Source organism: Nocardia sp. NPDC059154, from assembly GCF_042755705.1.
Classification (GTDB): domain Bacteria; phylum Actinomycetota; class Actinomycetes; order Mycobacteriales; family Mycobacteriaceae; genus Nocardia.
In genome coordinates, this window is the sequence record NZ_JBHZCS010000040.1 from 34,550 (window position 1) to 44,740 (window position 10,191).

The 10,191-nt window shown below is 69.8% G+C and carries 8 protein-coding genes; 4 read left to right on the forward strand and 4 right to left on the reverse strand.

What is annotated here, in order from left to right; genetic code table 11:
* The first annotated feature begins 31 nt into the window (after positions 1-31).
* On the forward strand, positions 32-1,858 hold the full coding sequence (locus ACFXN1_RS30415; RefSeq protein ID WP_379435430.1) for a phosphoenolpyruvate carboxykinase (GTP): 1,827 nt from the start codon (positions 32-34) through the stop codon (positions 1,856-1,858).
* A 66-nt stretch (positions 1,859-1,924) separates the two neighbouring features.
* On the opposite strand, the gene ACFXN1_RS30420 is transcribed toward ACFXN1_RS30415, so the two are convergent.
* Positions 1,925-3,358 (reverse strand): aldehyde dehydrogenase, encoded by a 1,434-nt coding sequence (locus ACFXN1_RS30420; RefSeq protein ID WP_379445342.1) that lies wholly within the window; start codon positions 3,356-3,358, stop codon positions 1,925-1,927.
* 240 nt (positions 3,359-3,598) lie between these two features.
* Here ACFXN1_RS30420 and ACFXN1_RS30425 point away from each other — a divergent pair, with 240 nt between their 5' ends.
* Together ACFXN1_RS30425 and ACFXN1_RS30430 are read left to right on the forward strand one after the other, a co-directional pair.
* Positions 3,599-3,802, forward strand: coding sequence for a hypothetical protein (locus tag ACFXN1_RS30425; protein WP_379402910.1), 204 nt, complete (start codon positions 3,599-3,601; stop codon positions 3,800-3,802).
* 203 nt (positions 3,803-4,005) lie between these two features.
* Positions 4,006-4,308: a hypothetical protein gene (locus ACFXN1_RS30430; protein ID WP_379402909.1), complete on the forward strand. Its 303-nt coding sequence runs from the start codon at positions 4,006-4,008 to the stop codon at positions 4,306-4,308.
* On the opposite strand, the gene ACFXN1_RS30435 is transcribed toward ACFXN1_RS30430, so the two are convergent.
* Positions 4,270-5,097, reverse strand: a complete 828-nt coding sequence (locus tag ACFXN1_RS30435; RefSeq protein ID WP_379445341.1) for a class I SAM-dependent methyltransferase — start codon at positions 5,095-5,097, stop codon at positions 4,270-4,272. The genes ACFXN1_RS30430 and ACFXN1_RS30435 overlap by 39 nt on opposite strands.
* A 185-nt stretch (positions 5,098-5,282) precedes the next feature.
* Here ACFXN1_RS30435 and ACFXN1_RS30440 point away from each other — a divergent pair, with 185 nt between their 5' ends.
* Positions 5,283-6,452, forward strand: coding sequence for a glycosyltransferase family 4 protein (locus tag ACFXN1_RS30440; protein WP_379402907.1), 1,170 nt, complete (start codon positions 5,283-5,285; stop codon positions 6,450-6,452).
* An 88-nt stretch (positions 6,453-6,540) separates the two neighbouring features.
* Here ACFXN1_RS30440 and ACFXN1_RS30445 read toward each other — a convergent pair whose 3' ends face one another.
* Together ACFXN1_RS30445 and ACFXN1_RS30450 are read right to left on the reverse strand one after the other, a co-directional pair.
* Positions 6,541-8,544 (reverse strand): hypothetical protein, encoded by a 2,004-nt coding sequence (locus ACFXN1_RS30445; protein ID WP_379445343.1) that lies wholly within the window; start codon positions 8,542-8,544, stop codon positions 6,541-6,543.
* A gap of 45 nt (positions 8,545-8,589) precedes the next feature.
* Entirely contained in the window at positions 8,590-9,966 is a 1,377-nt protein-coding gene (locus ACFXN1_RS30450; RefSeq protein ID WP_379445339.1) for a polysaccharide biosynthesis protein, read from the reverse strand.
* Between the last annotated feature and the right edge of the window lie 225 nt (positions 9,967-10,191).

Genomic DNA, 10,191 nt, shown 5'->3' on the forward strand with positions numbered 1-10,191 from the left:
CACCGGGGCTGCCCATCTCAGGAGAGTTTTCATGACCTCAGCGACCATTCCTGGTCTTCACGATGGCACCGCGCCCACCGAGCACAAGGAACTGCTTGCCTGGGTACAGGAGGTCGCAGAACTCACCCAGCCCGACCGCGTGGTCTGGTCGGACGGTTCCGACGAGGAGTGGGACGCCCTCACCACCAAGCTGGTCGAGGCGGGCACCTTCAAGAAGCTGAACGAGAGCAAGAAGCCCAACTCGTTCCTCGCCCTCTCCGACCCCTCCGACGTCGCCCGCGTCGAATCCCGCACCTACATCTGCTCGAAGACCGAGGCCGACGCCGGTCCGACCAACAACTGGGTCGACCCGACCGAGATGCGCGCCACCATGGCCGAGCTGTACCGCGGCTCCATGAAGGGCCGCACCATGTACGTGGTGCCCTTCTGCATGGGCCCGCTGGGCGCCGAGGACCCGAAGCTGGGCGTCGAGATCACCGACTCCGAGTACGTCGTGGTGTCGATGCGCGTGATGACCCGCGCCGGCAAGGCCGCCCTGGAGAAGCTCGGCACCGACCGGCCGTTCGTGAAGGCGCTGCACTCGCTGGGCGCGCCGCTGGCCGAGGGCCAGGCCGACGTGCCGTGGCCGTGCAACGACACCAAGTACATCACCCACTTCCCCGAGGACCGCGAAATCTGGTCCTACGGTTCGGGTTACGGCGGCAACGCGCTGCTGGGCAAGAAGTGCTACTCGCTGCGCATCGCCTCGGCCATGGCGCACGACGAGGGCTGGCTGGCCGAGCACATGCTCATCCTCAAGCTGATCTCGCCGGAGAACAAGGCGTACTACGTGGCCGCCGCGTTCCCGTCGGCCTGCGGTAAGACCAACCTCGCCATGATCCAGCCGACCATTCCGGGCTGGCGCGCCGAGACCCTCGGCGACGACATCGCGTGGATGCGCTTCGGCAAGGACGGGCAACTCTATGCCGTCAACCCGGAGTTCGGCTTCTTCGGCGTCGCGCCCGGCACCAACCACTCCTCCAACCCCAACGCGATGGCCACCATCGACGCGGGCAACACCGTCTACACCAACGTCGCGCTGACCGACGACGGCGACGTGTGGTGGGAGGGCCTGGAGGGCCAGCCCGATCACCTGATCGACTGGAAGGGCAACGACTGGTACGAGCGCGAGTCGGAAACCCTGGCCGCGCACCCGAACTCGCGCTACTGCACCCCGATGTCGCAGTGCCCGACCCTGGCCCCCGAGTGGGACGACCCGCAGGGCGTGCCGATCTCGGCGATCCTCTTCGGCGGCCGCCGCAAGACCACCGTCCCGCTGGTGACCGAGTCCTTCGACTGGCAGCACGGCGTGTTCATGGGCGCCACCCTGTCCTCGGAGCAGACCGCCGCCGCCGAGGGCAAGGTCGGCACCGTGCGCCGCGACCCGATGGCCATGATCCCGTTCATGGGTTACCACGTGGGTGACTACATCGGCCACTGGATCAACCTCGGCAAGAACGCCGACGCCCAGAAGCTGCCGAAGATCTTCTACGTCAACTGGTTCCGCCGCGGCGAGGACGGCCGCTTCCTGTGGCCCGGATTCGGCGAGAACTCCCGCGTGCTGGAGTGGATCGTCAACCGCATCGAGGGCACCGCGGAGGCCGAGGCCACCCCGATCGGCAATGTCCCGGCCGCCACCAACCTCGACCTCGAGGGCCTGGACGTGAACACCGCCGACGTCGACGAGGCGCTCGCGGTCAACGTCGAGGAGTGGAAGCGGGAGATCCCGCTGATCGAGGAGTGGTTCGAGTTCATCGGCGACAAGCTGCCCTCCGGCATCCGCGACGAGTTCGAGGCCCTGAAGCAGCGTCTCGGCTGAAGGCATGACGAAAACGGCTCGCCCGCACTGTGAGTGCGGGCGAGCCGTTTTGTCTCTGCGGGTGGGTCAGGAGCCCATGGGCATCAGCAGGGACTTCTGCTCGCAGTAGGCGTCGAGGCCCTCGGGGCCGTTCTCGCGGCCGATGCCGGAGGTCTTGTAGCCGCCGAAGGGGGCGCAGGGGTCGAAGGCGTACCAGTTGATGGCGTAGGTGCCGGTGCGGACCTTGGCCGCGATGGCGGCGCCGTGTTCGATGTCGGTGGTCCAGACCGAGCCGGCGAGGCCGTAGTCGCTGTCGTTGGCGATGGCGACGGCCTCCTCCTCGGTGTCGTAGGGGAGGACCGAGAGGACCGGGCCGAAGATCTCCTCGCGGGCGATGGTCATGGCGTTGGTGACGTCGGCGAAGACGGTGGGGCGGATGTACCAGCCGGGGAGGTCGGCGGGGCGGTCGCCGCCCAGGATCAGGCGCGCGCCCTCGTCCTGGCCCTTGGCGATGTAGCCCTCGACGCGCTCGCGCTGCTTCTCCGAGATGAGCGGGCCCAGTTGGGCATTGGGGTCATCGGGCAGGCCGACCGGGAACAGGCCCACGGAAGCGGTGAGGGCGTCGAGGATTTCGTCGTAGCGGCCGCGCGGGGCGAGGATGCGGGTCTGGGCCACGCAGGCCTGGCCGCTGTTCATCAGGCCCGCGAAGGCGAGCTTGGGCATGTCGGCAATGTCCATGTCGGGCAACAGGATCGCGGCGGATTTGCCGCCCAGTTCCAGCGAGCAGCGCTTGAGCTGGCTGCCCGCGATGGCGGCGATCTTGCGGCCGACCGCGGTACTGCCGGTGAAGGTGACCTTGTCCACGCCCGGGTGGGAGACCAGGTATTCGGCGGCGTCGGCCTCGGCGGGCAGCACCGACAGCACGCCCTCGGGCAGCCCGGCCTCGGCGAAGATGTCGGCGAGCAGGTTGGCGGCCAGCGGGGTGAGCGGCGCGGGCTTGAGGACGACGCTGCAGCCGGCCAGCAGGGCGGGCGCGAGCTTGTTGACGGCCAGGAAGAGCGGGACATTCCAGGCGATGACCGCGGCGACCACACCGACCGGTTCGCGGGAGACCCGGGTGGTGCCGAACAGACCGGTGCGAGATTCGGTCCAGGGGAAGGACTTTCCGAGTCCGGCGTAGAAGTCGAGGGTGGCGCGGGCGGGGACGTAGTTGAGGGTGCTCGCGGCCAGGGCGGGCGCGCCCATCTCGGCGGAGAGGGCGGCGGTGAGGTCGCCGGCCTTCTGATCGAGCAGGGCGACGACGCGGGTCAGCAGGGCGGCGCGCTCCTCCGGCGGGGTGGCCGGCCAGGGTCCGCTGTCGAAGGCCCGGCGGGCCGCGGCGACCGCGGCGTCGACGTCGGCGCGGGTGACGACGGGCACGCTGCCGACGGTTTCCAGGGTTGCGGGCGAGACGACGGGCAGGGTGTCGGCGCCGGCCGGCGCGGTCCAGCGGCCACCGATGAACAGACTCTGGTACTCCATGAGAACACGTTACAGTTTTGCGTTCGGCGCTGTCCCCCGCATGTGGGGCAAATGTCCCGCTGACCGGGATCTTCTTTGAAATAGGACTCCTCGGTTTCTAAGCCGCCCGGTTACCGGCGCGGCGAAACCTGATTCGGATTCGGGGTTGCCAGGCCGTGGCTTATGCTCGGCCCAGTACACCTTTCTCCACCAATCCGGTCGGTTGCTAGTTATTAGCTCTTCGAAAGGTAGATCCCCCGCATGTCCGATGTGCGCCTCGACGACTTCCTGCTCGGTGAGCTGTCCGATGTCGACTCACCGGGCGCCAGCACTCCTATGCAGCGGGCTGCGGGTCAGTTGCAGCGGGTGCTGCCGCCGGGGTGGCGCGTCGAGGTGGTGGAGGCGACCTATCCGACGGTCCGGAAAGGGCAACCCGTCCTGCGACTTCAGTTGCCCGAGGACTGATCTACTCCGGATGCGCAGGGGTGTAAGTCATTCCGCATCCTTGTGGCAAACTGGTAGCAGTCCGCAATATCGAATTCCGACCTGTTGGTTCGCTTTTCACCGAACGCACTATTGCATTCGGCAGCCGCAGCGAGCATGCTTTATAGCTACCGTGGATAGCTCGCTCGATTCATGAACCGTTACCGCACAGGGGAGTCCGAGTCATGGCGGTGCAAGTGGTCGGCAGATCGCTGATGACCAGTGATCTCACGCCGCATCAGGCGAAAAGCGTCGGCGCAGGCGGTTGGGTGGTGTCCTTCCTGCCGGGCCGGACCCTGACCACCGAGCAAGCCGCCGCCGCATTACAGGCGGCCGAAGCGGTTGCCACCGTGAACGCCCTCGCCGGTCAGGTCGGGCTGACCGCCTTGGAGACGGTCGGGTTGGCTACCCAGGAGTCACCGTGGGGCGAACCCGAACCCTGCACCGGCCTACGCCGGATCTGGCGGCGCGGATTCTCCATAGGCTGACCGCGGCCGCTTGGTCGCCACCACGACCAGGTTGCTGACCAGCAACTCCCGCAGTACCGGGACGTGCACCATCCACCAGGCCCAGCGCGGGTGATAGCGCGGGAACACCGCGAGAATCCCGATGTCGTCCGGAGTTTCGCGCGCCCACCGCACCCCCTCGGCCGCCCGCACCGCGAACAGTGACCGCCCGAAACGGTTCTTCGGCTCCCGCCCGTGCTTGCGCCGATACCGCCGCGCCGCGTACTCCCCGCCCAGGTAATGCCACGGCCCGGTCTCGTGGCCGCCGAACGGCCCGTGCCACACCGTGTACGAAAAGACCATGAGGCCACCGGGTTTGGTGACCCGCAGCATCTCCGCGGCCATCACCCACGGCTGCGGCACGTGCTCGGCCACATTCGAGGAGATGCAGACCTCCACCGCGTCATCGCGGAACGGCAGCGCCATTCCCGACCCGCGCACCGAGCCCGCGACCCGCAGACCGGCCGCGTGCATCTCCGACGGATCCGGCTCCACCGGCAGATAGCGGGCTCCCGCCCGGCCGAACTCTTCCGCGAAATAGCCCGGCCCGCCGCCCACATCCAGCACGATCGTCCCGCGCAGCGAATTCCCGGTCAGATCCCGGTAGAAGTCCGACACCAGATCGGCGGTATCGGCCGCCACCCCGCCGTAGAACACGGCCGGATCGGTCTGCTCGAACCGGAAACTGCTCAGCAGCCGTAGCGACCGGCGCAGCGTCGCCCGGCGGGCGAATCGCGGGCGGCGCGGTCTGGTCTGATCGGCTCGAAGCACGGCGGCAAGTTTCGCACAGCCGCGCACCGGCCCGGACACCCGCTCGCAACCTCGCACCCCGGCATCGATTCGCGGCACGTGCAGGTCGGATGACCGCTGCTGGCCCGGAACGGGCGGGCGGGCTATATGGTGGAGCCCATTGTCTGCCTGTCCCCGACCCACCCTGACCCCCTGGAGATTCGCCCGTGCGTGAAGTGCTGCTGCTGTGCTGGCGCGACACCGGGCATCCACAAGGTGGCGGGAGTGAGCGGTATCTGGAGCAGGTCGGGGCACAGCTGGCCGCGCGCGGTGTCAAGGTCACGCTGCGGACCGCGGGCTATCCGGGTGCGGCAAGGCGGGAGTCGATCGACGGCATCGAGATCAGCCGGGGCGGTGGGCGGTTCACGGTGTATCCGCGGGCGCTGGCGGCCATCGCGCTGGGCCGGTTCGGGATCGGCCCGCTCAAGGGGTTGCGGCCCGACGCGGTCATCGACACCCAGAACGGCATCCCCTTCTTCGCCCGGGCCGCGACGGCCGCGCCGACCGTGGTGCTCGTGCATCACGGGCACCGCGAGCAGTGGCCGGTGGCGGGGCGGCTGGTCGGGCGGATCGGCTGGTGGATCGAATCGCGGCTGTCGCCGCGTGTGCACCGCGGCAATCAGTACCTGACGGTTTCGCTGCCGTCGGCCGAGGAGCTGGCCGCGCTCGGGGTGGCCGGGACGCGGATCGCGGTGGTGCGCAATGGCGCCGAACCGATCCCCGCGCAGGTGCCGGCCGGCGACGACGCCACCCGCACTGCGCACCCCAGCATCGTGGTGCTCTCGCGGCTGGTGCCGCACAAGCAGATCGAGGACGCCATGGCCGTGGTGGCCGGGCTGCGCGGGCGGATCCCGGGCCTGCACCTCGACGTGGTCGGCGACGGCTGGTGGGCCCCCAATCTGCGCGCCCACGCGCACGAGCTCGGGATCGCCGACGCGGTCACCTTCCACGGCCACGTCGACGAGGACGAGAAGCACCGGCTGCTGGGCCGCGCCTGGGTGCATGTGCTGCCCTCGCGCAAAGAGGGCTGGGGGCTGGCGGTCATCGAGGCAGCCCAGCACGGGGTGCCCACGGTGGGGTACCGCAGTTCGCGCGGGCTCACCGACTCCATCGTGGACGGCGTGACCGGGCTGCTGGTCGACGATCCGGCCCAGCTCGTCGAGGCCGTGGGCGAACTGCTCGGCGATCCGGAGTCCCGGATGGTGCTGGGGGAGAAGGCGCGGGCGCGGGCGCGGGAATTCTCCTGGGAGCAGACCGGGAACGGCGTCTACGAGGTGCTGTCCGCGGTCACGCGCGGCGAGCGGGTGAGCGGTCTGATCGCGCCCGCGCGAGTGTGATTCGCGGGCATCGCAATTCGGCAAAGCCGCGACGCGTTTGTCCTACGGTTCATAGCATCGAGGCATGTGGATCATTCTCGTCATTGCGTTAGTCAGCATTGTCGTGATCGGGGTGGGATTCGCGCTCGGCTTCCCGCGGGACTGACCGGCGCGTCGCGGAATAGATTGCGGCGGTGAGGAATCCGCTGGCCAGCAGCGCAGCCCACAGCAGATGCGCGGCGCCCGAGAGGCGGCGGTTCGCGGCCGAGGCGTCGTGGGCGGCGATATCGCCGGGTACCCGGTACAGCTGCACATCCTGGTCGGCGTAGACCGGATTCAACTGCGCCAGAGTGGTTTTCGATTCACCCATCGGTCCGGGTGTACCGCCCTCGATCAGCACCCAGCCGACCCCCAGCTCGGCCAGCCGGTTCGCGGATCCGCCCTGCAACAACAGGTTCTCCACCTTCCGGGCCCGCTCGCCCTCGCCGGACACCACGCCGCCGCGCACGGGAAGTTCACCGGTTTGCAGCACATCTCGCTTCAGCATGCGCGGAGCCGGATCCAGGACCGGCGCACTCCCCGAATACCGGAACTTCCGGAACATCCCGCCCGGCAGCACCGCGACATCACCCGGCGCGTCGACCGTGTCGGCCACCCGCTGCCATCCGGCCGGATAATGCACCGGCCGCAGCGCGCCCCCGACTCCCCACGCCAGATCCGGCAGCGTGAGGAACAGGATCGCGAGGAAAAGCACTGCGGCCCCGCCGGTTCGCGCCCGCGGCGACGCGGCGCTCACACCATCCACGACCATGGTGGAAATCCAGCGCCCCACCACCCGGCATCCGGCGGCCGCGCACAGGGCATACGCAGGAACGGCCAGCGCCACGAACTTCTGGGTATCCCGCAGCAGCCCGGCCCCCGGCACCTTGGTCACCAGAAACTCACCTGCCGACAATCCCCACCCGGTCGCCCCCAGCGCGGGCAGCACGATCGCCGCCACCGCCAGCCGGACCAGCCGCCGCCGCGCAACCCGCGCCTCGTCGTGCATCGGATCCCGGGGAGTTCCACCATCCGGCACGCTGCTCGGTTCGGCCCTGTCGTTCGGACGAACACCGGTGTGATCCGGGTCGTGAGCCGCTGCGCCCGGACGAGATTCGACATCCGAATCGGGCACGGCACCCGGTTCGGCCGTGTCGTCCGCCCGCACGTCGGTCCGATCCAGGTTGTGGGCCGCTGCGCCTGAACGAGATTCGGAGTTCGTGCCGGCGCCGAGGACCGCGCGTACGCCGGTTGCCACGAGAGCGAGCAGGAGCACAGTTGCGACCAGTGCGAAGAAGGTTGTGCGCGACCCGGGTACGGCGGTGCTGTTCCAGATGCCGCCCAGACCTGCGAGGCTGCCGAGGGTGCCGAGCCACGGTTCCGCGCGGGCGGCGAAGGCGGCGATGCCCGCGGGATCCGAGGGTTCCGCGCCCGCACCCGACAGCGCCGTCGCTGTCAGCCACGGGGCCGCCGACAGGATCCACAGTGCCGCCGTGACAGGCAGATTCCGCTTGCCGACCAGCAGCAGTGCCACCAGCCCCGCGAGCAGCGATCCGGTCGGCGTGAGCCCCGCCGCGGCGAGACACCCCGCCAGCGCGGCCCACGTACCGAGCGCGCCCGAACGGCCGGCGGTTGCGGAGCGCGCCCGTAAGCGAGTGGCGAGCAGGGCGATCCAGGGCAGCGCCGCATAGCCGGTGAGGAGGCTCCAATGGCCCTGTAAAAGGCGCTCGGCCACATAGGGATTCCAGATGGCGACGGTTGCCGCCACCAGCTGCGGGCCCAGCGATACGCGGAGCAGGTCGCGGGCCAGGCAGGCCGCACCCCAGCCGGCCAGCCACAGCGCGGTCAGCAGTATCGCTTTGACGAGGAGGCCGCCGTCCACCACCGTCGATCCTACGGCGATCAGCGCGTCCTGTGGCACGGCGCGCGGGGCGGCATCGCCGAGCCCCAGTGCGGAATCGGTGAGAAACGACCGCGGTGTACTGACCGCGTCCCGTAGCAGCAGGTATCCGGACCCGAGCAGTGGTCCCAGCACGATCAGCGCGAGCGCCAGGCTGTACCCAGCGGGTACCAACCTGACCCAACCCCGCTTCCGACCCTGCGAACTCACACCGGCACCCTACGTTCCGTTCGGCCCGAGTTCGGGGACCCGCGTTGGGTTCTCGGTCTCGTCGCGCGCGCCCCGCAGGGCCAGGCCGGTGATCACCAGCGTCGTGAGGGCGGCCGTCGCCGTGGCGATGACGATCAGCGACAGCACCGAGTGCGCGCAGGTCAGCATGACCGCGATCCCCACGCCGAGCCCGACCCAGGTGATAGCGGCCGGTGCCGTCCGGTCGGCGGCGATCGCCGACAGCAGAGCGGCCTGCAGGACCGCCAGCAGCGCGCCCTCGAGCGCGAACAGCCACAGCAGTCCCTCGATCGGTGCGTAATCGCGCCCCGCGAACAGCGGCGCCAGTGGTGCGGCCACCGCCGCCCCGAGGACCGTGACGGCCCCGATCGCCACCAGCACCGCCAGCGCCGACCGCACGGCACGCACGGAGTGCTGCGGCTGCGCCATCTTCGGATACAGCACCACGCCGACCGCCTGCGGCAGCCAGAACGCGATCTTCGCGGCAATGGCCCCCAGGGCGTAGCGCCCGGCGTCGTTCTCGTCCAGGATGATTCGCGACACCAGCAGATCCGCCGCCGACAAAGCGGTCAAGGCCGCTTGCACCTGCACGGCCCGGAACACCGCCGCCACGCCGAGCCCCAGGGCCGCCGTCCGGCGCGGTGCCGCGGATCCGGAATCTGCTCCCGGGAGCGGGGCTACGGCCGGAACTTCCTCGGTGACAGCGGGACTCGGCCAAGTCGGCGAGCCGGAGGTGTTGCCGTCGCTGTCGTTCGGCAGCATCGCGTCGGCCTCGCGGCCGTGGTCGGTCAGCGCGCGATCGGCGATCCGGCGGGCCACGATCGCCGCCAGGGTGGCACCACCCGCGCCGGCCCATAGCGCGGGCGCCGAACCGAATCCGCAGGCCAGCACGATCAGGGCGGGCGTCACCCGGACGATCGCCGCTCCGCCCAGGACGGTGGCCAGCTCCCGGAATCGGCTGCGCCCCTGCAGGATTCCCTGCTCGCCCGCGAGCAGCACCAAGGCCGGCGCGGAACACAGCGCACCCGCCGACGCCGCCACGCCGACCTTCAGCACCGCGCCGACCACCGGAACCAGCACCAGCGCCACCACCGCGACCAGGCCGGCGCAGCGCGCGGTCAATTCTCGCGCGGCGCTCACCGGTGCACCCCGCACCACCTCCCGCGCGACCACGTTCTGCAGCGCGAGCGCGGGCACCGCGCACAGCATCTGCACCGCCAGCAGGCTCGCGAACGAGCTGTATCCCGACACCCCCAGCCATCGGCTGGCGAGCAGCTGCAGCAGGTATCCCGCCACATTCGCGGTCATCGCCCCCGCCGTCACCAAGGTCAGGTCCTTGACCACGGGCAGACGGCGTACGACGGGCACGCCCGCAATGCTCCCATCCGTCTCGACCACCCCGGCCGCGCACCCCTGCGCCTCGCTCCCGCCCCTGTGCCGTCGGCACCGACCAGCGCGGGACTGTCAGCAGCGCCTCGGGCGGAAATGGAAGCGGGGGAAAACCCCCCCCAACGGTGTGGCGGTGTGGGAAGGGAGACGGCGCGGGTGCTTTTTTCTCTCTCTTCTTTTCTTTGTTGGGTTTCCGTCTCTCTG

What these genes read in the sequence shown, in the direction of transcription:
- ACFXN1_RS30420 (WP_379445342.1), bottom strand. Translation starts at nt 3,358, where the DNA reads ATGGAGTACCAGAGTCTGTTCATCGGTGGCCGCTGGACCGCGCCGGCC.
- ACFXN1_RS30425 (WP_379402910.1), top strand. Translation starts at nt 3,599, where the DNA reads ATGTCCGATGTGCGCCTCGACGACTTCCTGCTCGGTGAGCTGTCCGAT.
- ACFXN1_RS30430 (WP_379402909.1), top strand. Translation starts at nt 4,006, where the DNA reads ATGGCGGTGCAAGTGGTCGGCAGATCGCTGATGACCAGTGATCTCACG.
- ACFXN1_RS30415 (WP_379435430.1), top strand. Translation starts at nt 32, where the DNA reads ATGACCTCAGCGACCATTCCTGGTCTTCACGATGGCACCGCGCCCACC.